19 protein-coding genes and 1 riboswitch are annotated in these 22,063 nt (G+C 71.6%); of the genes, 11 read left to right on the top strand and 8 right to left on the bottom strand.

Features of this window, described 5'->3' with window-relative positions; all coding sequences use genetic code 11:
* Positions 1–56 precede the first annotated feature (56 nt).
* The 4 genes from ACZ518_RS02465 (at position 57) to def (ending at position 4,632) form a co-directional block, all read left to right on the top strand.
* Positions 57–1,532, top strand: a complete 1,476-nt coding sequence (locus ACZ518_RS02465; RefSeq protein WP_469111166.1) for an HD-GYP domain-containing protein — start codon at positions 57–59, stop codon at positions 1,530–1,532.
* Positions 1,529–2,815: an HD-GYP domain-containing protein gene (locus ACZ518_RS02460; RefSeq protein ID WP_469111165.1), complete on the top strand. Its 1,287-nt coding sequence runs from the start codon at positions 1,529–1,531 to the stop codon at positions 2,813–2,815. Before ACZ518_RS02465 ends, ACZ518_RS02460 begins: the two co-directional genes overlap by 4 nt.
* Positions 2,816–2,942: 127 nt before the next feature.
* Positions 2,943–3,938 carry a tetratricopeptide repeat protein gene (locus ACZ518_RS02455; protein ID WP_267032753.1) on the top strand — a complete coding sequence of 332 codons (996 nt, stop codon included), beginning with the start codon at positions 2,943–2,945 and terminating at the stop codon, positions 3,936–3,938.
* A gap of 58 nt (positions 3,939–3,996) precedes the next feature.
* The gene (gene def, locus ACZ518_RS02450) at positions 3,997–4,632 is read left to right on the top strand and encodes a peptide deformylase (protein WP_469111164.1); all 636 of its coding nucleotides are present in this window, start codon (positions 3,997–3,999) and stop codon (positions 4,630–4,632) included.
* A 198-nt stretch (positions 4,633–4,830) separates the two neighbouring features.
* Here def and ACZ518_RS02445 read toward each other — a convergent pair whose 3' ends face one another.
* A complete protein-coding gene (locus ACZ518_RS02445; protein WP_469111163.1) occupies positions 4,831–5,799 on the bottom strand; it encodes a helix-turn-helix domain-containing protein in 969 nt (322 codons plus the stop codon).
* 81 nt (positions 5,800–5,880) lie between these two features.
* Between ACZ518_RS02445 and ACZ518_RS02440 the strand changes: the two genes are divergently transcribed.
* Together ACZ518_RS02440 and ACZ518_RS02435 are read left to right on the top strand one after the other, a co-directional pair.
* Positions 5,881–6,093 carry a hypothetical protein gene (locus ACZ518_RS02440; RefSeq protein ID WP_469111162.1) on the top strand — a complete coding sequence of 71 codons (213 nt, stop codon included), beginning with the start codon at positions 5,881–5,883 and terminating at the stop codon, positions 6,091–6,093.
* A 202-nt stretch (positions 6,094–6,295) separates the two neighbouring features.
* The gene (locus ACZ518_RS02435; RefSeq protein ID WP_469111161.1) at positions 6,296–7,267 is read left to right on the top strand and encodes a hypothetical protein; all 972 of its coding nucleotides are present in this window, start codon (positions 6,296–6,298) and stop codon (positions 7,265–7,267) included.
* A 78-nt stretch (positions 7,268–7,345) separates the two neighbouring features.
* On the opposite strand, the gene ACZ518_RS02430 is transcribed toward ACZ518_RS02435, so the two are convergent.
* Both ACZ518_RS02430 and ACZ518_RS02425 read right to left on the bottom strand, forming a co-directional pair.
* Complete coding sequence (locus tag ACZ518_RS02430) at positions 7,346–8,362, bottom strand: ribonucleotide-diphosphate reductase subunit beta (RefSeq protein ID WP_358899304.1); 1,017 nt, start codon at positions 8,360–8,362, stop codon at positions 7,346–7,348.
* The gene (locus tag ACZ518_RS02425) at positions 8,362–10,758 is read right to left on the bottom strand and encodes a ribonucleoside-diphosphate reductase subunit alpha (RefSeq protein ID WP_469111160.1); all 2,397 of its coding nucleotides are present in this window, start codon (positions 10,756–10,758) and stop codon (positions 8,362–8,364) included. Before ACZ518_RS02425 ends, ACZ518_RS02430 begins: the two co-directional genes overlap by 1 nt.
* A gap of 156 nt (positions 10,759–10,914) precedes the next feature.
* Positions 10,915–10,991, bottom strand: a riboswitch (adenosylcobalamin-variant (AdoCbl-variant) riboswitch).
* Positions 10,992–11,125: 134 nt separating this feature from the next.
* Here ACZ518_RS02425 and ACZ518_RS02420 point away from each other — a divergent pair.
* A complete protein-coding gene (locus ACZ518_RS02420; protein ID WP_469111159.1) occupies positions 11,126–11,710 on the top strand; it encodes a Uma2 family endonuclease in 585 nt (194 codons plus the stop codon).
* Between the two features lie 54 nt (positions 11,711–11,764).
* On the opposite strand, the gene ACZ518_RS02415 is transcribed toward ACZ518_RS02420, so the two are convergent.
* From ACZ518_RS02415 to ACZ518_RS02405, 3 genes are all read right to left on the bottom strand, one after another.
* Complete coding sequence (locus ACZ518_RS02415) at positions 11,765–11,962, bottom strand: YbdD/YjiX family protein (RefSeq protein ID WP_007266448.1); 198 nt, start codon at positions 11,960–11,962, stop codon at positions 11,765–11,767.
* Positions 11,959–14,199, bottom strand: coding sequence for a carbon starvation CstA family protein (locus ACZ518_RS02410; protein ID WP_469111158.1), 2,241 nt, complete (start codon positions 14,197–14,199; stop codon positions 11,959–11,961). Before ACZ518_RS02410 ends, ACZ518_RS02415 begins: the two co-directional genes overlap by 4 nt.
* 129 nt (positions 14,200–14,328) lie before the next feature.
* Positions 14,329–15,093, bottom strand: coding sequence for a GntR family transcriptional regulator (locus tag ACZ518_RS02405; protein ID WP_267036634.1), 765 nt, complete (start codon positions 15,091–15,093; stop codon positions 14,329–14,331).
* Between the two features lie 297 nt (positions 15,094–15,390).
* Between ACZ518_RS02405 and ACZ518_RS02400 the strand changes: the two genes are divergently transcribed.
* From ACZ518_RS02400 to ACZ518_RS02385, 4 genes are all read left to right on the top strand, one after another.
* A complete protein-coding gene (locus tag ACZ518_RS02400) occupies positions 15,391–16,677 on the top strand; it encodes an extracellular solute-binding protein (RefSeq protein WP_469111157.1) in 1,287 nt (428 codons plus the stop codon).
* A 130-nt stretch (positions 16,678–16,807) separates the two neighbouring features.
* A complete protein-coding gene (locus ACZ518_RS02395) occupies positions 16,808–17,830 on the top strand; it encodes a carbohydrate ABC transporter permease (RefSeq protein WP_469111156.1) in 1,023 nt (340 codons plus the stop codon).
* A gap of 35 nt (positions 17,831–17,865) precedes the next feature.
* Complete coding sequence (locus tag ACZ518_RS02390; protein WP_469111667.1) at positions 17,866–18,702, top strand: carbohydrate ABC transporter permease; 837 nt, start codon at positions 17,866–17,868, stop codon at positions 18,700–18,702.
* A gap of 6 nt (positions 18,703–18,708) precedes the next feature.
* On the top strand, positions 18,709–20,193 hold the full coding sequence (locus ACZ518_RS02385) for a glycoside hydrolase family 3 protein (RefSeq protein WP_469111155.1): 1,485 nt from the start codon (positions 18,709–18,711) through the stop codon (positions 20,191–20,193).
* 109 nt (positions 20,194–20,302) lie between these two features.
* Here ACZ518_RS02385 and nagB read toward each other — a convergent pair whose 3' ends face one another.
* Entirely contained in the window at positions 20,303–21,088 is a 786-nt protein-coding gene (gene nagB / locus ACZ518_RS02380; RefSeq protein ID WP_469111154.1) for a glucosamine-6-phosphate deaminase, read from the bottom strand.
* Between the two features lie 161 nt (positions 21,089–21,249).
* Positions 21,250–22,011: an SDR family oxidoreductase gene (locus ACZ518_RS02375; RefSeq protein WP_469111153.1), complete on the bottom strand. Its 762-nt coding sequence runs from the start codon at positions 22,009–22,011 to the stop codon at positions 21,250–21,252.
* Positions 22,012–22,063: the final 52 nt, after the last annotated feature.

Here is a 22,063-nt window from a genome sequence, read left to right as displayed (position 1 = left end):
CGGTACCGCTCACTTCCGGTACCGGGTTTTCCCGGCCCCTGGGGGAGGAGAGCGCCATGCGGGTACTTCCGCCGATGGCGCGCGCCTGCGTCCTGGCCGCCGTTCTCGCGGCCTCGGCCTGCGCGGCCCCGGCCCTCCTCGCGGGCTCCGCGACGCCGTGGCCCGCCGTGGCCCTGCTCGCCCTCCTCTCCCTCGGCTGCGAGTCGGCGCGGCACCTCCCCGTCCTGGGCCGCCGCGTCCCCGAGGGCATCGGCTCCTTCTTCCCGGTGGTGATGGCCGCCGTCTTCCTGCTGCCGCCGTCGGCCGCCGCGCTCGCGGCCGTGCCCGGAGGACTCGCGCAGGGCGTCGTGCGGCGGCCCGCCGGGGTCCGCCGGATCTGGCACGCCGCCCAGCAGGCGACGGCCGCGTGGGCGGCCGGGCGGGCCTACGGACTCCTCGGCGGCAGGGAAGCCCTCACCGGGCGGGGCGGCACGGAGGGCGAGCCCGCCGCCCGGGTGGCCGACTTCCCGTACGTGATGCTCCCCGCGGCCGTCGCCGCCGTCGTCTTCTGCCTGGTGCTCACCGCCCTCGACGCGGTCGTCCTGGCAACCGCCGAGGGCCGGCCCGCCGCCACCGCCCGGCGCGGACCCGCCGCCCCCGCCCTCGTCCCGCACTGCGTGCACGGGCTCGCCGGCCTGATGATGGCCGTCATGTGGCGCAGCCCGTACGGAGTTCCGGCCGCGCTGCTCGTCCTGCTGCCGATGTACATCTCCTGCTGGGTCTTCGCCCAGTACCACCGCGAACGCGCCGCGCACCGGGCCACGATCCGCGCCCTCGTGCAGGCCGTCGACCTCAAGGACCGCTACACGCGCGGGCACAGCGAGCGGGTGGGCCAGGCCTCCGCGATGATCGCCCGCGAGCTGGGCATGGGGGACGACCGCCTCGAAGTGGTCCGGATCGCCGGGATCCTGCACGACGTCGGCAAGCTGGGCGTGCCCACCCGGCTGCTGCGCAAGGACGGGCCGCTCACCCCGGAGGAGCGGCGGACCATCGAACTGCACCCCGAGTACGGGCACGAGATGGTGCGGGGCATCGGATTCCTCGGGGAGGCCCGGTCCGCGATCCTGCACCACCACGAGCGGGTCGACGGCTCCGGCTACCCGTACGGGCTCAGCGGCGAGCAGATCCCCGTCCTGGCCCGCGTGGTGGCGGTGGCCGACTCCTTCGACGCGATGACCTCCACCCGCTCCTACAGCCGGGCCCGGCCGGTGGCGACCGCCCTGGCGGAGCTGGAGCGCTGCGCGGGGGCCCAGTACGACCCGGCGATGGTACGGGCCCTGGTCGCCGCGATCGGCCGGCACGGCTGGCACCCCGTGGTCACCTCCGACGAGGACCTCCAGGTCATCCCCGCCGCCCCGGTCCCGCCGAGGCCGAGGCCGGGTCCGGCCCCGGACGACGCGGGCACGGGGGCCGCGGGCACCGGGGCCGCGGGGGACGCCGGCGCCGGGCCGCGGGCCGCCGATCCCGCCGGGCGGGCCGGCGGCGGCCGGTGAGGGCCCTCGCCGTCCGGGCCGTACGCGCCGCCGCGGCCGTGCTCACCGCCGCCGGGCTGGGCCACACCCTGTGGACCGGCGTCGTCGAGCCCGGCACCGCCCTCGCCTTCGGCACCCTGGTCGCCCTCGGCGAACTCGCCCGCCGCGACCACCACCCCGCCCGCACGGGCGAGGGCGCCGGGTCCGCCGGGCACAGCCGGCCCGCACCGCTCGGCTCCGCCGGAGCCCTCGCGTACGCCCTGCTCGGCCAGAACGCCGGGCACCCCACCCATCACGGGGTGCTCCAGACCGTCGCCGTCGTCGTCGCGGCCGCCCTCGCCGGCACCGTCCCGCACATCGCCCGGGGCCACGCCCCGGCCCTGGACCACGTGGCCCCCAGGGTCCTCACCGTGGCCTTCGCCGCCGCCTGCTTCCAGCCCCTGCACAACTCCGGGCGGCTCGGCGACCGGATCGGGCAGGGCCCGTACCTCGTCCTGTTCCTGCTGCTCCTGCTCGGGCTCACCGCCCTGTGCGACGCCGTGCTCGCCGCCCTCACCGCCGGGGCCCGCACCGGCTGGCCGTTCGCGCCGCTGCTCCGCGACGAGCTGCGCGCCCTGCCCGGCACCGGTTCGGCGATCTGCGCCACCGGCGTCGTGATGGCGCTCGGGGTGGCCGTGGCGGGCCTGTGGGCCCTGCCGGTCTTCTGCGTGCCGCTGCTGCTGACCCAGATGTCCTTCCACCGGATCTCCGCGGTCCGCACCACCTACCGCCAGACCATCACCTCCCTCGCCCGGGCCACCGAGATCGCCGGGTACACCGCCCCCGGGCACGCCCGCCGGGTCGCCGCCCTCAGCTGCGCCGTCGGCCGCGAGCTGGGCCTCTCGGAGCGGGAGCTCACGGTCCTGGAGTACGCCGCGCTGATGCACGACATCGGCCAGCTCTCGCTCGTCGACCCGGTCCCCGCCGGGGCCACCGCCGGGCTGCCCGCCGCCGAGGCCCGCCGGATCGCCGGGCTCGGCGGCGAGGTGGCCCGCCAGACCGGGGTGCCGGCGGAGGTCGCGGTGATCGTGGAACGCCAGGCGGACCCGTACCGTGAGCAGCCCGTCGCCGCCCGGATCGTGCGCGCCGTCAACGCGTACGACGACCTGGCGGGCGGCGGCCGTCACCCGGGCGGCTCACTGGCCGCCCTCGAACAGCTGCGCCTGGGCACCGGGCGCGACTACCAACCGGAGGTCGTGGAGTCCTTGGCGAGGGTTCTGGCCAGGGGCGGACACGGCAGAGTCGTACCCGTTCCGCCGGGGTAACCCATGGGTAATGAGCGGCCGTCCGAGCGGGCATGGTTGGATGCAGTAGGAGTGTCCGTGAGGGTGTGCGCAAGGCTGCACCTGTCCCCCAGCCACCGCTGGGGGTGCCCCCAAGCAGGCGGGAATCGTGAGGATCTTCGGGAAGGTACGGCATCGGCCCTCCGCTTCGTGGCGGCAGGCCACCGACCGCGCGTTCACGCTGATCGGCGACGGTCGGTACGAGGACGCGGGCGCGCTGCTGACCAGGGCTGCCGACCTGGAGCCCTGGCTGTCCGAGTCCTGGTTCAACCTGGCACTTCTCCACAAGTTCCGGCACGACTGGGAGCAGGCCAGGGCCGCCGGACTGCGCGCCGTGGCCCTGCTCGACCGGGAGACCGGCGCCCCGGACTGGTGGAACGTGGGCATCGCCGCGACCGCCCTCCAGGACTGGCCGCTGGCCCGCCGGGCCTGGCAGGCGTACGGGCTGAAGGTGCCGGGGGACCCGCACAGCACGGCCGGTACGGGCGAGCCGGTGGGCATGGAGCTGGGCAGCGCGGCCGTACGGCTGTCGCCCGAGGGCGAGGCCGAGGTCGTGTGGGGCCGCAGGCTCGATCCAGCCCGGATGGAGGTCCTGTCCATCCCCCTGCCCTCCTCCGGACGGCGCTGGGGCGAGGTCGTCCTGCACGACGGGGTGCCGCACGGCGAGCGGATCACCGCGGCCGGCCCCTCCTACCCGGTCTTCGACGAGATCGAGCTGTGGGCCCCCTCTCCGGTGCCGACCTGGGTGGTGCTGCTGGAGGCGGCCACCGAGGCCGACCGCGACGCCCTGGAACAGCTGGCCTCGGACGCCGGCTTCGCCGCGGAGGACTGGTCCTCCTCGGTGCGCCTGCTGTGCCGGACCTGTTCGGAGAGCGCGATGCCCAGCGGCGAGGGCAACGGCGACCACCTGGACCCGCACGACCACAGCGAACCGGGCCACCCCGGCCCGCTGGGCCACCGCACGGCCGGATCCGGCTCCCTGTGGGTGCCCGAGCGCGAATGCGGCATCGCGGCCCCGGCCGGGCTGGTGCGCGGGCTGCTCGACGGCTGGGTCGCCGACAGCCCCGACAGCCGTGAGTGGCGGGATCTGGAGGAAGTCTGCTGACCCTGGGCCGTAGGCTGTACGGGCACACCACGGACTTGAGGGAAGGCGTACGGCGGACATGGCGCAGCAGGAGAACCAGGTGACCCCGATCGACGACGAGGGCTACGTCGTGGACACCGAGGACTGTGAGGCGCGCGAGCTGGCCTACCGCGAGCGCGGTACGTCCCGCCCGATCACGGTCGTGGGCAACCCGGTGCTGCACAGCGAGTGCAAGGACGTCACCGAGTTCGGCGACGAACTGGCGCGGCTGATCGACGACATGTTCGCCAGCCAGAAGACCGCCGAGGGCGTGGGCCTGGCCGCCAACCAGATCGGCGTGGACGCCAAGGTCTTCGTCTACGACTGCCCGGACGACGACGGCGTGCGCCACACCGGCGTCGTGGTCAACCCCAAGCTCGTCGAGCTGCCCGCCGCGGCCCGCGTGCTGGACGACTCGAACGAGGGCTGCCTTTCGGTCCCGACCGCGTACGCCTCGCTGGCCCGCCCGGACTACGCCGAGGTCACCGGCCAGGACGCGCAGGGCAACCCGATCAAGGTCCGCGGCACCGGCTACTTCGCGCGCTGCCTCCAGCACGAGACCGACCACCTGTACGGCTACCTGTACATCGACCGCCTCTCGAAGCGCGACCGCAAGGACGCGCTGCGCCAGATGGCGGAGAACACCCCGCGCTACGAGGTCGTCCCGAACGACTGATCCCGCCCGTGCGCCGCACGCGAACGAGGGCCCCGCTCCGGAACCGGAGCGGGGCCCTCGTGTGTGGGGGGAGTGGCCGGCGCGCGCGGTGCGGGGCGCGGTCGGCGCATTCGGATGACATCACCGCCGCCGGAGCCCGGCCAGACCCACCTCCCCCGAATGTCAAGTCACCGTCGATTACCGGCCGTTGGGCTCCGGTCAGGCCACCGCCCGGGGTCCCCGGAAGGCGCGGCGGAAGGCGTTCGGGGTGGTGCCGAGGGTCCGCAGGAAGTGGTGGCGCAGGGCGGCCGCGGTTCCGAAGCCGCTGCGGCCGGCGATGGCGTCCACCGTGTCGTCGGTGGCCTCCAGCAACTCCTGCGCCAGCAGCACCCGCTGGCGCAGCACCCACTGGTACGGGGTGGTCCCCGTCTCCTGGAGGAAGCGGCGGGCGAAGGTCCGCGGCGACATGTGGGCCCGCTCCGCCAGCCCCTCGACGGTGATCTCCTCGTCCAGGTGCCGGGTCATCCACCCGATCACCTCGCCGACCGTGTCGCAGGCGGTGCGGGGGAGCGGCCGCTGGATGAACTGGGCCTGGCCGCCGTCGCGGTGGGGCGGTACGACCATCCGCCGGGCGATGGTGTTGGCCACCTCGGCGCCGTGCTCCTGGCGGACCACGTGCAGGCAGGCGTCGATGCCCGAGGCGGTGCCGGCGGAGGTGATCACCGACCCCTCGTCGACGTACAGCACGTCCGGGTCGACCCGGGCCGCCGGATAGCGGCGGGTCAGCGCCGCGGCGTGCATCCAGTGCGTGGTGCAGCGCCGCCCGTCCAGCAGCCCGGCCGCGCCGAGCACGAAGGCGCCGCTGCACACGCTGAGCACCCGCGCCCCCCGGTCCACGGCCCGGCGCAGGGCGTCGAGGAAGGGCTCGGGGTAGTCCCGTACCGGCGCCCGGCGGTCGGCGGGCAGGCAGATCAGATCGGCCTCCTCCAGCCGCTCCAGCCCGTGCGCCGGCGCGATGGAGAACCCGACGTCCGCCATGGTCAGCGGCCCGTCCTCGGCCGCGCACACCGCGAAGTCGTACACGGGCAGCCCCTGCTCGCTCCGGTCGATCCCGAAGACCTCGCAGAAGATCCCGAACTCGAAGGGCGCCACTCCGTCGACGAGGGCCACCGCCACGTTTTTCAGCATGGATCCAGTGTGGCAGTAATTCGTTCTTCCATGACAGTCCTGCCACTGTCCGGTTCCGGCTGCTCCGGCGATCTTTGAGTCATGAACACGTTCCTCGACTACGTGACCGTCCTCGCTGTCGCCGCCCTCCTCCTCGCCCCCGCCCTGTACGGAGCCCTGCACGACCGCCGCACCGACCGCCGGCTCAGGGCCGCCGCCCGCGAGCACTCGGCGGCGACGCCCCGCCCGGCGGCCGCACCCCGCCGGGCCGTCACCCGCTCCACCGCCTGGCGCCGGGGCCGCGTCGCGCACTGAGCGCGGTCCGCCTGCGGTCGACACCGCCCCCGGGCCGGGCCAGCATGGAGAGAGAGGGCGGCACCACCGACACCGGCCGCAGGCCCGGAAATTCCTGCTTCCCGCTCCCCTCCGGCCGAGCCGTCCGACCGAGCGGAGATGCCGCCGACCTCGATCCCGCGTGGACATCGCCGCAGACTCCTCATCGGAAGGAGGCGAGACGATGCTCCGCAGACGCCGTACGGCCGTCGGCATCGTGCCCGTGGTGATGGCCCTGGCGATAGGGCCCCTGACCGCCTGGACGAGCGCCGCGGCGGCTCCCGCCGTGGAATGCAGCATCAAACCGCACACCTTCACCAACGGGCCGGGCTACCTGATCTCGGGCTCGGGCTTCGAGCCCGGCAAGTACGTCAACTTCTTCCGCAACGGCGACAACATCGGAGGCGGCCCGGTCCCTGCGGACGGCACCTACTCGGTGCCGCTGCGCCCCGACCAGGGTGCCCCCGGGGCCGGCGTGGGCTTCTACGCCAAGGAGGGTCCGGAGGCGGGTGCGCGCACGACCACCTGCAAGGTGATCGACGCGCCGTCCGCCTGCGACGGGGCGAAGGCCGAGACCACCGGGTACCGGCTGGGCCGTACGGAGGGGCTCAAGGACGGCCGGGAGGACGGCTTCGCGGACACCTACCGCAAGAGCTACGACGACGCCGTCAAGAACCGGCCCGGACTGACCGCCGACGAGTGCAAGGCCCTGCAGGACAAGGGCTTCGCGGACGGCTACAAGGTGGGTTACGAGGCGGGCTTCAAGGAGGGCCAGGCCAAGGGCGGCAAGGTGGGCAAGAAGGAGGGCGAGGAGGACGAGCGCCAGGGCAACACCTCCCGCAACGTCGTCATCAGCCAGCTCCAGGTCAAGGCCGATCCGGCGAGCGGCGAGGCCGACTGCGCCCAGGGCATCCGGTTCACCGCCACCCTGGTCGGCTCCGGCACCGGCACGGTCCGGTACCACTGGGAGCGGACCTCCGGAAAGGTGCCCGGGACCGTCGAGTTCGCAGGCGACGGGACCAAGACGGTCACCGACCAGGCGGCCGTTCCGGCCGGGTCCACGACGGCCACGGTCAGCCAGAAGTTCGTGATCGACAGCGGCCCCTCGCAGGGGAAGACGGAGCAGGCGAGCGCCAGCGTCACCTGCAAGAAGTAGCACCGCCACAGCACGACGTCCCCGCCCGTGGAGCCACGGGCGGGGACGTCGTCGCGCCGAACGCCGGCCGGGACGGCCCTAGAAGTCCTCGTCCAGGTCGACCGTGCCCTCCACGGCGACCTGGTAGGCCGACGGGCGGCGCTCGAAGAAGTTCGTCAGCTCCTGGACGCCCTGGAGCTCCATGAAGGAGAACGGGTTCTGCGAGCCGTACACCGGCGGGAAGCCGAGGCGGACCAGGCGCTGGTCCGCGACGCACTCCAGGTACTCGCGCATCGAGTCGGTGTTCATGCCCGGCAGGCCGTCACCGCACAGGTCGCGGCCGAACTGCAGCTCCGCCTCGACGGCTTCCTTCAGCATGTCGGTGACCTGCTGCTGGAGCGCGTCGTCGAAGAGCTCCGGCTCCTCCTTGCGGACCGTGTCCACGACCTCGAAGGCGAAGTTCATGTGCATGGTCTCGTCGCGGAAGACCCAGTTGGTGCCCGTCGCCAGACCGTGCAGCAGACCGCGCGAGCGGAACCAGTACACGTACGCGAAGGCGCCGTAGAAGAACAGGCCCTCGATGCACGCCGCGAAGCAGATCAGGTTCAGCAGGAAGCGGCGCCGGTCGGCGGCCGTCTCCAGCCGTTCGATCTTCTCGACCGAGTCCATCCACTTGAAGCAGAACTGCGCCTTCTCGCGGATGGAGGGGATCTCCTCGACCGCGTCGAAGGCGGCCGCGCGGTCGTCCGGGTCGGGCAGGTAGGTGTCGAGCAGCGTCAGGTAGAACTGGACGTGCACGGCCTCCTCGAACAGCTGGCGCGACAGGTACAGGCGCGCCTCAGGGGAGTTGATGTGCTTGTAGAGCGTCAGCACCAGGTTGTTCGAGACGATCGAGTCGCCCGTCGCGAAGAACGCGACCAGACGGCCGATCATGTGCTGCTCGGCCGGCGTCAGCTTCGCGAGGTCGGCGACGTCCGAGTGGAGGTCGACCTCCTCGACCGTCCACGTGTTCTTGATCGCGTCCCGGTAGCGCTCGTAGAAGTCCGGGTAGCGCATCGGGCGGAGCGTGAGCTCGAAGCCCGGGTCGAGGAGGTTCTTCTTCTCGGTGGAGCTCATTACTGGCAGGCCTCGCAGGACTCGGGGTTCTCAAGGGAGCAGGCCAGCGCCTCGGCGTCGAGGGCCTGGGGCAGCTGGGCGGGGGTGGCGGCGGCCGGGACGGCGGCGGCGCCGGACGCGGCGCGGGCGATCTTCGTCGCCGGGCGCGAGCGCAGGTAGTACGTGGTCTTCAGGCCCTGCTTCCAGGCGTACGCGTACATCGAGCTGAGCTTGCCGATGGTCGGCGTCTCCAGGAACAGGTTCAGCGACTGGCTCTGGTCCAGGTACGGCGTACGGGCCGCCGCCATGTCGATCAGGCCGCGCTGCGGGATCTCCCACGCCGTGCGGTACAGCTCGCGGATCTCCGCCGGGATCCAGCCGAAGCCCTGGACGGAGCCGGAGGAGTCGCGCAGCGCCTCGCGGGTCTGCGCGTCCCACACGCCGAGCTGCTTGAGGTCCTCCACCAGGTAGCCGTTGACCTGGAGGAACTCGCCGCTGAGGGTCTCGCGCTTGAAGAGGTTGGAGACCTGCGGCTCGATGCACTCGTACACGCCCGCGATCGAGGCGATCGTCGCCGTCGGGGCGATGGCCAGGAGCAGGGAGTTGCGCATGCCGGTCTTCGCGATGCGGGCGCGCAGGGCCTCCCAGCGCTCGGGCCAGTGGCGCTCGGTCTCGTAGTGGTCCGGGTGCAGGACGCCCTGGGCGGTACGGGTCTCGGCCCAGGCCGGGAGCGGGCCGGAGCGCTCGGCGAGGTCGCAGGAGGCCTCGTACGCGGCCAGCATGATCCTCTCGGAGATCTTCGTGGACAGGGCCTTCGCCGCGGCCGAGTCGAAGGGCAGGCGCAGCTTGAAGAAGACGTCCTGGAGGCCCATCGCGCCCAGGCCCACCGGACGCCACTTGGCGTTGGAGCGGCCGGCCTGCTCGGTCGGGTAGAAGTTGATGTCCACCACGCGGTCGAGGAAGGTCACGGCGGTGCGGACGGTCTCGTCCAGGCGCGCCCAGTCCATCTCGCCGTCGGCGACGAACGCGCCGAGGTTGACCGAGCCGAGGTTGCAGACGGCCGTCTCGCCGTCGTTGGTGACCTCGATGATCTCGGTGCAGAGGTTGGAGGAGTGGACGACGGTGCCGGGCAGCGCGGTCTGGTTCGCGGTCCGGTTGGAGGCGTCCTTGAAGGTCATCCAGCCCTGGCCGGTCTGCGCGAGGGTGCGCATCATGCGGCCGTAGAGGTCGCGGGCCGGCATGGTCTTCTTGGCGAGGCCCGCCGCCTCGGCCTTGACGTAGGCGGCGTCGAACTCGTCGCCGTAGAGGTCGACCAGCTCGGGGACGTCGGCCGGGGAGAACAGCGACCAGTCGGCGTCGGCGTTCACGCGGCGCATGAACTCGTCCGGGATCCAGTGGGCCAGGTTGAGGTTGTGCGTACGGCGCTGGTCCTCGCCGGTGTTGTCGCGGAGCTCCAGGAACTCCTCGATGTCCGCGTGCCAGGTCTCCAGGTAGACGGCCGCGGCGCCCTTGCGGCGGCCGCCCTGGTTCACGGCGGCGACGGAGGCGTCGAGGGTCTTCAGGAACGGCACGATGCCGTTGGAGTGGCCGTTGGTGCCGCGGATCAGCGAACCGCGGGCGCGGATGCGGGAGTAGGAGAGGCCGATGCCGCCGGCGTGCTTGGACAGGCGCGCCACCTGGTGGTAGCGGTCGTAGATCGAGTCCAGCTCGTCCAGCGGGGAGTCCAGCAGGTAGCAGGAGGACATCTGCGGGTGGCGCGTACCCGAGTTGAACAGGGTCGGCGACGACGGCAGGTAGTCGAGCCGGCTCATCAGGCCGTACAGCGAGGCGACTTCCTCGACGGCCTGGACGCTCTCGTCCTCGGCGAGGCCGCAGGCCACGCGCAGCATGAAGTACTGCGGGGTCTCGATCACCTGGCGGGTGATCGGGTGGCGCAGCAGGTAGCGGCTGTGCAGGGTGCGCAGGCCGAAGAAGCCGAAGCGGTCGTCCGCGCCCTCGGCGAGCGCGTGCTCGACCAGCGCGTTCAGACGGGCGGCGTGGGCGGCGACGAACTCGGCGGTGCGGTCGGCGATCAGGCCCTCGCGGTGGCCGACGACGACGGACTCGGCGAAGGACGTCGCGCCCTGCCCGGCGGCCTCGTCGGCCACGGCCAGCGTGAGCAGGCGGGCGGCGAGGCGGGAGTAGGCGGGGTCCTCGGAGATCAGGCCCGCCGCGGCCTCGGTGGCCAGCCCGCGCAGCTCGGCCTCGTCGGCGGAGGCGCTGCGGCCGCGCAGGGCGGCGGCGGCGATCCGGCCGGGGTCGGTGTCGGGGAGGTCGGCGGTCAGCTCGGTGAGAGTACGCAGCAGCGCGGCCCCCGGGCCTTCGGTGGTGTCGCCAGAAACGGACTCGGCGCGCGGTGCGGAAGGCGCGATGGTCACGGCGGGAGCTCTCCCTCGCTCGGCCCGGTCATCGGCGGGTGGGGCGCGGGGAGGCGCATGCGGGCGCGACGGGATCGCGTACACACCGCATGGCGTCCACCGGCCCAACCGCGAGGCCCGGACGTGTCGGCACCCGGTTCGGTCGATCCGGGCGCACTGTCGGCAGGTCCTCGGACTTTTCATACCGTTGCGGGACAGTTCCGGATTCGCACCGGATTCCCCTGCGGCGACAGCGAGGATGAGCATACATGTGGTGGGCCGGGTCTGTGTGACCCCCTAGATGTTGTGTCGCCCGCGACTCCGCGTCCCTCTGGCGTACCTCTCCGCTATCGTCGGAGACAGCACCGTCGAGGAAGGCGAGCGAGGCATGACCCTCATGACCGACCATCCCCACATGACGACCGAAGCGTTCGAGCACCTGGCACGGATAGCGGCCCGCGAGGAGGAGGGGCTGCGGCTGGAATTCATCGGTGGGGTGCTGAGGAGCAAGGCGATGCCGGACGGGGACCATGGGCGGATCATCGTGTGGCTGTCCCGGATCTGTATCCAGCACCGCCCAGGGTTCTGGCTGCACGCGGGGCAGGGGATCAAGGCCGAACAGTACCGGGGCGGGCGCGCCATTCCGGATGGAATCCTGGCGCATGAGGACGCGTTCGTCGGGCAGGGCGACTGGGTGGATCCGGGCCCGATCCTGATGGCCGTCGAGGTGACCTCGTGGGACTCCGACACCGAACGGCGCGACCGGGTCGAGAAGCCGCGCGCGTATGCCGAGACCGGCATCCCCGTCTACCTGCTCATCGACCGGCTCAAGTGCCAGGTTCTCGTCCACAGTGACCCGGACGGCACATGCTACGAGACCGTACGCACCGTTCCCTTCGGTAAGGAAGTCACGCTCCCCGACCCCGTCGGCATCACCCTCCAGACCGAGCCCCTCAAGGACTGGGTGCGCTGACCCCGGCTGCGCCGAAGGGCCCCGCCGGAGGTCCGGCGGGGCCCTTCTGGCTCCTCAGCAGCAGCGGAAGCCCTCGCGCGGGTCCGCCTCGCGGGCGTCGGTGCGGGCCCGCTCGAAGGCGCGCCGGGTCAGGACCTCGGCGTCCGGGTCGTGCGAGCGGGCGTGCGCCACGTAGCGGTCGTACGCGGCCTCGCCGGAGAACTCCCGTACGTAGAACCGGGCCTTCGCCAGCGCCCCGCGCACCCCGCTCACGCGACCGGCTCCTTGGCCTTGCCCCCGCTCCCGTCGAGGCCGGCGGCCGCGAGCTCGGCCTTCTCCTCGGCGGTGGCGATGAGCCCGGCCGGGGCGATGATCTTCGACTCGGTCCACGGCACCTCGGAGAGGCGGACCGACCCGGGGGCGGAGACGGCCTTGAGGCAGACCCGGGCCGCGTCCACCAGCACGATGATGATCAGGACCGCGAACAGCGCCGACAGGACCCCGTCGACCGTGGCGTTGGTGACCACGGTGTGCATGTCGTCCATGTTCTTGGCGGGCGGCAGCACCTTCCCGGCGTCGATGCCGGTCTGGTACTTGTCGCGCTGCGCGAAGAAGCCGACCTTCACGTCGTCGGAGAAGATCTTCTGGTAGCTCGCGGTGAGGGTGACGGCCACGTCCCAGGCCAGCGGAACGCCCGTGACCCAGGCCCACTTGAGCCGCCCGGACTTGACCAGCAGCGTGGTGCAGACGGCCAGGGCGACCGCCGCGAGCAGCTGGTTCGCGATGCCGAACAGCGGGAAGAGCTGGTTGATGCCGCCCAGCGGGTCCTTGACGCCGACCCACAGGAAGTAGCCCCAGCCGCCGACGACGATGGCGCTCGCGAGCCACACGCCCGGCTTCCAGCTGACGTCCTTGAAGGACTTGTGCACGTTGCCGAGGGTGTCCTGGAGCATGAACCGGCCGACGCGGGTGCCGGCGTCGACGGTGGTCAGGATGAACAGGGCCTCGAACATGATGGCGAAGTGGTACCAGAAGGCCTTCATCCCGGCGCCGCCGACGACCGACGAGAAGATCTCCGACATCCCGAGTGCGAAGGTCGGCGCACCGCCCGTACGGGACAGCAGGCTGGCCTCCTCGACGTCCTTCGCGGCCTGCGCGAGGGCCTCCGGGCTGATGGCGAAGCCGAAGTCGGTGACGGCCTTGGAGGCGGTCTGGACGGTGGCGCCGATGACGCCGCCGGGGGAGTTCACCGCGAAGAAGAGGCCGGGCTCGATGATGCTCGCCGCTATCACCGCCATCACGGCGACGAAGGACTCGGTGAGCATGGCGCCGTAGCCGATGACCCGGACCTGGGTCTCCTTCTGGATCATCTTCGGGGTGGTGCCCGAGGAGACCAGGGCGTGGAAGCCGGACAGGGCCCCGCAGGCGATGGTGATGAAGACGAAGGGGAACATCGACCCGGCGAAGACCGGGCCGTCGCCGCGGGTGGCGAAGTCGGTGACCGAGGGCATCTTCAGCGTCGGCATCGCGATGACCACGCCGACGGCCATCAGCGCGATGGTGCCGACCTTCATGAACGTGGACAGGTAGTCGCGGGGCGCGAGCAGCAGCCACACCGGCAGCACCGAGGCGATGAAGCCGTACACGACCATCCAGATGACCAGCGTCTCCTTCTCCAGGGTGAAGGTGCTCGCCCAGGAGGAGTCGGCGACCCAGCCGCCGGCGACGATGGCGAGCAGCAGCAGCGCGACGCCTATGACGGAGACCTCGGTGACCCGGCCCGGGCGCAGGACGCGCAGGTAGACGCCCATGAAGAGGGCGATCGGGATGGTCATGCCGATGGAGAAGACGCCCCAGGGGGAGTGCGCCAGGGCGTTGACGATGACCAGCGCGAGCACGGCCAGCAGGATGACCATGATGACGAACACGGCGACGAGGGCGGCGGCGCCGCCGACGGGACCGATCTCGTCCCGGGCCATCTGGCCGAGCGAGCGGCCGTCGCGCCGCGTGGAGAAGAACAGCGTCACCATGTCCTGGACGGCGCCGGCGAAGATGACGCCCGCGACGATCCAGATGGTGCCCGGCAGGTAGCCCATCTGCGCGGCGAGCACCGGGCCGACCAGGGGGCCGGCACCGGCGACGGCGGCGAAGTGGTGGCCGAAGAGCACGCGCCGGTCGGTGGGGTGGAAGTCGACACCGTTGTCGAGGCGTTCGGCGGGGGTGGCCCGCGTCTTGTCGAGCCTCAGGACGCGGGTGGCGATGAACCGGGAGTAGAAGCGGTACCCGATGGCGTACGAGCCCAGCGCGGCGGCGAGCAGCCACGCGGCCGAGATCTCCTCGCCCCGGGACAGGGCCAGTACGCCCCAGCCGAGGGCCCCGACGAGGGCCACGCCCACCCAGACGGCGACCGACTGGGGGGAGGTCCGCCCCGAAGGAGGGGACGAGCCGGGGCCCGCCGATCCTCCCGCTGTCGGAGCCCCGTCCGTACCTGTTGCTTCCGGTTCCGGCATGATCCTCGTCCCCTCGTTGATCATCTGCTTAAGCGCAGGGAATCTACGGGGGGTTACCGCTGGATGTAAGCCCCCGTCCGCATAGCGGTACGAGCGTCCACCCAGGTCGAAGGGGTAGTCAACCGGTGATCAGGTGGCAGGTCGCTGGAGACGGGCAACGAACTTGTAACGGTCGCCGCGATATACCGATCGCACCCATTCGACCGGTTCTCCGTCGGCGTCCAGGGAGTGCCGCGAGAGCATCAGCATCGGCAGACCCACGTCGGTCCCGAGCAGTCCGGCCTCCCGGGGGGTGGCGAGGGAGGTCTCGATGGTCTCCTCGGCCTCCGCGAGCCGGACGTCGTACACCTCGGCGAGGGCGGTGTAGAGCGAGGTGTACTTGACGAGGGAGCGGCGCAGCGCCGGGAAGCGCTTGGCCGACAGGTGGGTGGTCTCGATGGCCATCGGTTCGCCGCTGGCCAGGCGCAGCCGCTCGATGCGCAGGACCCGCCCGCCCGTGGCGATCTTCAAGAGGCCCGCGAGGGTGTCGTCGGCCGTGACGTACCCGATGTCCAGCAGCTGGGAGGTGGGCTCCAGGCCCTGGGCCCGCATGTCCTCGGTGTAGGAGGAGAGTTGCAGCGGCTGCGAGACCTTGGGCTTGGCGACGAAGGTGCCCTTGCCCTGGATGCGCTCCAGCCGGCCCTCGACGACGAGTTCCTGGAGGGCCTGCCGGACGGTGGTCCGGGAGGTGTCGAATTCGGCCGCGAGAGTACGCTCGGGCGGCACGGGGGTGCCGGGGGGGAGCGTGTCGGTCATGTCGAGCAAGTGCCGCTTGAGTCGGTAGTACTTGGGCACACGCGCCGTCCGAGTGGCTGCCCCGCCTTCCGGCTCCGTGGTCGCCCCTTCGGTGGCCATCGCCGCCCGCCTTCCCGACTCCAGTTTCGCTGCCGTCACCGGCTCCTCCGATATGTGCGGTCACATGGTGACACGGGCGGGAGGGCAGGCCTCCTCCCCTCCCCCAGGTGTCGGTCCGATAACGGACCGAGCACCCGCTCATTAGACCCTTGACACCCCTAAAGGTCTAGGCCAAGCTCCCGGTACTGGTCTAAACCAATGTGGATCAGATCCCGGCCCCACGGCAGTACTTGGTACGTACGTCACCGCGGCGGGCGAGGGAAGGTGCAAAGCAGCAGCATCCCTGAGGAGGGTGGCGTGAAGCGCAAGCTCATTGCGGCGGTCGGTGTCGTGGGCATGATGGTCGGTGTCGCGGCGTGCGGCAACGGCGGCGACGACAAGCCGGAGTCCGACGCGTCGGGTGGCGCCAAGGAGATCACCGTCTGGGTGATGGACGGTTCCGCTCCCAAGGCCTGGATCGAGCAGGTCAACAAGGAGTTCTCGGCCAAGCACCCCGGTGTCACGGTCAAGGTCGAGGAGCAGAAGTGGACCGGCATCCAGGAGAAGGTCACCACGGCCCTCTCCGAGAACACCCCGCCGGACGTCCTTGAGCTGGGCAACACCCAGACCGCCGGCTACGCGGTCACCGGCGGCCTCGCCGACCTGACCAAGGACAAGGCCAAGCTCGGCGCCGACGCCTGGCAGAAGAGCATGCTCGCCTCCGCCGAGGTCGAGGGCAAGCTCTACTCCGCCCCCTGGTACGCCGCCAACCGCGTCGTCGTCTACGACAAGAAGGCCTACGAGAAGGCCGGCGTCACCCCGCCGAAGACCCGCGACGAGTGGATCGCCGGCCTGGAGAAGCTGAAGGCGTCCGACCCGTCCGCCCAGCCGATCTACCTGCCCGGCCAGAGCTGGTACATCCTCGCCGGCTTCATCTGGGACGAGGGCGGCGAGCTCGCCGTCAAGGACGGCGGCAAGTGGAAGGGCCAGCTGGCCACCCCGCAGGCCGCCTCCGCGATGGACTTCTACAAGAAGCTCCAGTCCTTCTCCACCGCCCCGAAGGACAAGGACGAGGCCACCCCGCAGCAGTCCACCGACATCGTCCCCAAGGGCGGCGTCTCCTCCTGGATCGGCCTCGGCTGGGAGGCCGGCGGTGCCGAGAAGGCCCTGAAGGACGCGGGCAAGGAGGCCGACTTCGGCTACTTCCCGATCCCGGGCAAGACGGCCGACAAGTCCGGCACCGTCTTCCTCGGCGGCTCGAACCTCGCCGTGGCCGAGCGCTCCAAGAACAAGGAGCTCGCCAAGGAGTGGCTGACCCTCGCCACCGGCAAGGACCAGATGACCAAGTACGCCGCCGAGGTCAAGGGCGCGCTGCTGCCCAACCAGGTCGGCGCGAACTTCGCCCCGGCCGCCGGCTCCTTCGCCGAGGCCATGGCCAAGGCCGGCGCGAACGGCAAGATCACCCCGGTGACCGCGGGCTGGGCGAACGTCGAGACCGAGCCGAACCCGATCAAGGAGTTCATGACCAAGGTCCTGAAGGGTGAGGACGCCGCCAAGGCGGGCGCGGACGCGGACAAGGAAATCGCGAACCGCATCAACAAGTAACAGCCCCACCCAGCAGTACCCGCACAGCCCAGCAGTGTGAACGCACCGGGGGGTGCGGCGGGCGGCCAGCCGCCTGCCGCGCCCCCGGTCGCGCATTTGACTCCACAGTCAACCGCGAGGAAGCCAAGCCATGACCGTGCACTCCCAGGGAGCGACGACCAGCGCTCCACAGGACGCACCACACAAGTCCGCCGGACGGCCGCCGAAGGCACCCACCGCCAGGACCGGCCCCAGTGATACGTCTCCTCGCGGGGGCAGAAAGTCGCTCCCCTCGGGGTGGCTGCCCTACCTGCTGGTCCTGCCCGCCGTGGCCGGCCTCGCGCTCCTGCTGCTGTACCCGCTGATCAAGAACGTGATCCTGTCCTTCCAGGACATCAACAAGATCGAGTTCATCCAGCGGAAGTACCCCTTCGCGGGATTCGACAACTACACCCAGCTGCTCGGCGACCCGAACTTCTGGACCGTCGTCGTCCGCAGCTTCGCCTTCACCCTGGCCAACGTCGTACTGATCATGGTGATCGGCAGCCTCATCGGCATCCTGCTGAACCGCCTCGGCAAGTGGATGCGCCTGGTCCTGTCGATGGCGCTGGTGATGGCCTGGGCCATGCCGATCGTCGCCTCCGTCCAGGTCTTCTACTGGCTGTTCGACGAGCAGTTCGGCGTCATGAACTGGGTGATGCGCACCCTTGGCTTCTCCGGCTACGAGCAGCACAACTGGTTCGAGACCGGCCTGTCCACCCTGACGATCGTCACGCTCCTGGTCGTCTGGGGCTCCATCCCCTTCGTCGCCCTCAACATGTACGCCGGCCTCACCACGGTCGGCGCCGAGCTGTACGAGGCCGCCCGCATGGACGGGGCCAACGGCTGGCAGACCTTCTGGAAGGTCGTCTTCCCGAACCTCAAGCCCTTCTTCCTGGTCACCACGTTCCTCGAGGTGATCTGGGTCTTCAAGGCCTTCACCCAGGTCTACGCGATGAACAAGGGCGGCCCGGACCGCGCCTCCGAGATCCTCCCGGTCTTCGCCTACGTCGAGGGCCAGAGCCAGGCCCACTACGGTCTCGCCGCCGCGATCTCCGTCCTGACGATCGTGATCCTGCTGGTCGTCATGTCCTTCTACTTCCGCCTGATCCTGAAGCAGGAGGAGGAGCAGTGAGCACCACCACCGCCCCGAACAAGCCCGCACAGCAGCTGCGCACCCGCAAGCCGCTGCGCCCCGCGACCGTCGCCAAGAACGCCGGCGCCGTGCTCCTGGCCCTGGTCTTCGTCTTCCCGGTGTACTGGATGTTCTCCTCGGCCCTCAAGCCGAACAGCGAGATCCTCACCAAGGACCCGGTCTTCGTCTTCACCCCGACGCTGGACAACTTCTCCAAGGCCACCGGCGTCGAGAACTTCTGGACGTACGTCACCAACAGCCTCGTGGTCACCGTGGGCGCCGTCCTGCTGGCCCTGCTGGTCGCCCTCGCCGCGAGCTTCGCGATCGCCCGCATGAAGTTCAAGGGCCGCAAGGGCCTCGTCCTCGGCGTGATGATGGCCCAGATGGCCCCCTGGGAGGTCATGGTCATCGCGATGTACATGATCATGCGCGACGCCGAGATGCTGAACAGCCTCGCCGTACTGACCGCGATCTACTTCGCGATGGTCCTCCCCTTCACCATCTGGACCCTGCGCGGCTTCATCGCCGCCGTCCCGGTGACCCTGGAGGAGGCCGCCCAGATCGACGGCTGCACCCGCGGCCAGGCCTTCCGCAAGGTGATCTTCCCGCTGCTGGCCCCCGGCCTGATGTCCACCTCGCTCTTCGGCTTCATCACCGCCTGGAACGAGTTCGCGATGGTCCTGATCCTCAACAAGGACAAGACCGCCCAGACCCTGCCCCTGTGGCTGACCCAGTTCAAGACCGCCTTCGGCAACGACTGGGGCGCCACCATGGCCGCGTCCTCGATCTTCGCGATCCCCGTCCTGGTGATCTTCATCTTCCTCCAGCGCAAGGCCGTCGGCGGCATGACCTCCGGCGCCGTGAAGGGATAACGGACCATGACGATCCTTGCGCACCGCAGTGACACGCTCACCCGCGATGCCCTCGCGGTCCTCCAGCCCGGCTTCGAGGGCACCACCGCCCCCGCCTGGCTGCTGCGCCAGGTCGGCGAAGGCCTCACCGCCGTCGGCCTGTTCGGCCGCAACATCGCCTCGCCCGAGCAGCTCGCCGCGCTCACCGCGCAGCTGCGGGCGGTACGGGAGGACGTCCTCGTCGCCATCGACGAGGAGGGCGGCGACGTCACCCGGCTGGAGGTCCGGGGCGGTTCGTCCTTCCCCGGCAACCTCGCCCTCGGCGCCGTCGACGACACCGCCCTGACCCGCGAGGTCGCCCGCGAGCTGGGCCGCCGGCTCGCCGAGTGCGGGGTCAACCTCAACTGGGCCCCGTCCGCGGACGTCAACTCCAACCCCGACAACCCGGTCATCGGCGTCCGCTCCTTCGGCGCCGACACCACCCTCGCCGCCCGGCACACCGCCGCGTACGTCGAGGGCCTCCAGGCCGCCGGCGTCGCCGCCTGCACCAAGCACTTCCCGGGCCACGGCGACACCAACGTCGACTCGCACCACGCGCTGCCCCGCATCGACGTGGACCTCGACACCCTCCAGGCCCGTGAGCTGATCCCGTTCAGGGCGGCCATCGAGGCCGGCACCAAGGCCGTCATGAGCGCCCACATCCTGGTGCCCGCCCTCGACCCGACCCGCCCCGCCACCCTCAGCCCGCAGATCCTCACCGGCCTGCTGCGCAAGGAGCTGGGCTACGAGGGCCTCATCGTCACCGACGGCATGGAGATGAACGCCATCGCCGGGACGTACGGCATCGAGCGCGGCTCGGTGCTCGCCATCGCGGCCGGCGCCGACGCCATCTGCGTCGGCGGGGGCCTCGCCGACGAGGCGACCGTGCTGCGCCTGCGCGACGCGCTGGTCGCCGCCGTACGCGAGGGCGTGCTCCCGGAGGAGCGGCTCGCCGACGCCGCCGCCCGGGTGCGCGCCCTCGCCGACTGGACCCTCCGGTCCCGTCCGGACGCGCCGCGGGAGGGGAGCGGCGCGTCCGGCATCGGCCTGACGGCGGCCCGCCGCGCGGTCGTCGTATCGGGCGCGGCGGCTCCGGTCCGCGACCCGTACGTCGCCACGCTCGCACCCGTCGCGAACATCGCGGTGGGCGACGAGACCCCGTGGGGGGTCGCCGCCGAGCTGGCCGAGCTGCTCCCGGGGACCGGCTCGGGCGTCTACCCCGAGGGCTCCGGGGCCGCCGACGTGCTGGCGGCCGCGGGGGACCGCACCGTCGTGGCGGTGGTCCGCGACGCGCACCGGCACCCGTGGATGACGGAGATCCTCGGCGCCCTGGTCGCGGCCAGGCCGGACACCGTGGTCGTGGAGATGGGCCTGCCGCGCGCCGAGCCGCGGGGGGTGCTGTACGTCGCCACGCACGGGGCCTCCCGGGTGTGCGGGCGGGCCGCGGCCGAGGTCATCGCCGGACGCGTCTGAGACCGGGCGCGTCCGGGACCGGGGCGCGCCCGGGACGCGCGCCCCGGGAACAAGAGAAGGCCGGGCCCCCGTGGAGGGGGGCCCGGCCTTCTCGTACGCCGTGGGGCTGTTACAGACCCTGCCAGGACGGCTTCGCGGCGTAGGTCTGGCGGAAGTAGTCGGCCAGCTTCAGCTTGGAGGCGGCCGCCTCGTCCACGACGACGGTCGCGTGCCGGTGCAGCTGGAGCGCCGAGGCCGGGACCAGCGCGGACAGCGGGCCCTCGACGGTCTGCGCGACGGCCTCGGCCTTGCCCTCGCCGGTGGCCAGCAGGACCAGGTGGCGGGCGTCGAGGATGGTGCCGATGCCCTGGGTGATGACGTGGTGCGGCACCTGCTCCATGTCGTCGTCGAAGAAGCGCGCGTTGTCCACGCGGGTCTGCTCCGTCAGCGTCTTGATGCGGGTGCGGGAGGCCAGTGAGGAGCAGGGCTCGTTGAAGCCGATGTGCCCGTCGGTGCCGATGCCCAGCAGCTGGAGGTCCACCCCGCCGGCGGCGGCGAGGTCCCGGTCGTACGCCTCGCAGGCCGCCTGGACGTCCTCGGCGGAGCCGTCGGGGCCCATGAAGGAGGCCTCGGTCAGGCCGAGGGGCTCGACGACCTCGCGGAGCACGACCGCGCGGTAGGACTCCGGGTGCCCGGCCGGCAGGCCGACGTACTCGTCGAGCTGGCATATCCGGGCCGCGGAGGCGTCGACCTCGCCGGCCTTGACCTTGGCCGCGAGGGCTTCGTAGACGGGCAGCGGGGTAGAGCCGGTCGCCACGCCGAGCAGGGCGTCGGGCTTGCGGCGGACCAGGGCGGCCATGGCCTCCGCGATGAGCTCGCCGCCTGCCTTGGCGTCCGGGACGATGACAACTTCCACGCTGGACCTGCCGATCTGAGAGTGGGGGTCCCCCAGCGGAGCGAGGGGGAGGGTGGGGGCGCTTGTGGTATAGACCAATCTAGCAGAGCCTTCCTGCGGAAGTAGGCCCTCCGCCCGCTCTTCCATGGTGGTCCCGTCGGCCGCCGCCCGCCCCCGCCCCGCTACAGCAGCGCCAGCTGGAGCCCGCCCGTGGCGTCCAGATGCTGGCCGGTGACCCAGCGCGAGTCCGGCGAGGCCAGGAAGGCCACCACGTCGGCGACCTCCTCCACCGTGCCCACCCGGTTGAAGACCGACCGGGAGGCCGCGTGCGCCCGGGCCGCCGGATCGGCCAGCCAGGCCGCGTTCAGGTCGGTCTCCGTGATGCCGGGGCCCACCGAGTTCACCGTGATCCCGCGCGGGGCGAGCGCGGCGGCCAGGGACACGGTCAGCGCGTTCACCGCGCCCTTGGCCATGACCGTGGCCAGGATCGCCGGCAGTGCGATGTGCGGGGTGCCGGTCACGTTCACGATCCGGCCCCCGTCCGCCAGCCGCTCCAGCCCGTGCTTGATCACGAAGAACGGCGCCTGGGCGTTGAGGGCCTGGACCCGCTGGAAGGTCTCCTCGTCGGTCTCCCCGATACCCGCGAAGGTCGCCGCCCCGGCGTTGTTCACCAGGACGTCCACCCGCCCGGTGTGCGCGGGGTGGGCCTCGTACGCGGCCCAGAGCGCCTGTGCGTCCCCGGGCACCCCGAGCTCCGCCCCGATGGCGAAGGCCCGGCCCCCGGCCGCCTCGATCGCCCCGACGGTCTCCTTCGCGGCCGCCTCGTTGCGCCCGTAGTGCACCGCGACGAGCGCCCCGTCCCGCGCCAGCCGCTCGGCGACGGCCCTCCCGATGCCCCGGCTGCCGCCCGTGACCAGTGCCGTCTTCCCCTTGAGCACGCCCATGACGCGCCCCCCTCCGTCATTCGCTAGTGGTCGCTACAGAAAGGGACCGTAC

Source organism: Streptomyces sp. NPDC033966 (assembly GCF_055575955.1).
This window is presented reverse-complemented; position numbering and strand designations above follow the sequence as displayed.

Excerpts from the sequence above, each read along its gene's own strand:
- ACZ518_RS02465 (WP_469111166.1), top strand. The coding sequence starts at position 57 with ATGCGGGTACTTCCGCCGATGGCGCGCGCCTGCGTCCTGGCCGCCGTT.
- def (WP_469111164.1), top strand. The coding sequence starts at position 3,997 with ATGGCGCAGCAGGAGAACCAGGTGACCCCGATCGACGACGAGGGCTAC.
- ACZ518_RS02445 (WP_469111163.1), bottom strand. The coding sequence starts at position 5,799 with ATGCTGAAAAACGTGGCGGTGGCCCTCGTCGACGGAGTGGCGCCCTTC.
- ACZ518_RS02440 (WP_469111162.1), top strand. The coding sequence starts at position 5,881 with ATGAACACGTTCCTCGACTACGTGACCGTCCTCGCTGTCGCCGCCCTC.
- ACZ518_RS02435 (WP_469111161.1), top strand. The coding sequence starts at position 6,296 with ATGCTCCGCAGACGCCGTACGGCCGTCGGCATCGTGCCCGTGGTGATG.
- ACZ518_RS02430 (WP_358899304.1), bottom strand. The coding sequence starts at position 8,362 with ATGAGCTCCACCGAGAAGAAGAACCTCCTCGACCCGGGCTTCGAGCTC.
- ACZ518_RS02420 (WP_469111159.1), top strand. The coding sequence starts at position 11,126 with ATGACCCTCATGACCGACCATCCCCACATGACGACCGAAGCGTTCGAG.
- ACZ518_RS02410 (WP_469111158.1), bottom strand. The coding sequence starts at position 14,199 with ATGCCGGAACCGGAAGCAACAGGTACGGACGGGGCTCCGACAGCGGGA.
- ACZ518_RS02405 (WP_267036634.1), bottom strand. The coding sequence starts at position 15,093 with ATGGCCACCGAAGGGGCGACCACGGAGCCGGAAGGCGGGGCAGCCACT.
- ACZ518_RS02395 (WP_469111156.1), top strand. The coding sequence starts at position 16,808 with ATGACCGTGCACTCCCAGGGAGCGACGACCAGCGCTCCACAGGACGCA.
- ACZ518_RS02385 (WP_469111155.1), top strand. The coding sequence starts at position 18,709 with ATGACGATCCTTGCGCACCGCAGTGACACGCTCACCCGCGATGCCCTC.
- ACZ518_RS02375 (WP_469111153.1), bottom strand. The coding sequence starts at position 22,011 with ATGGGCGTGCTCAAGGGGAAGACGGCACTGGTCACGGGCGGCAGCCGG.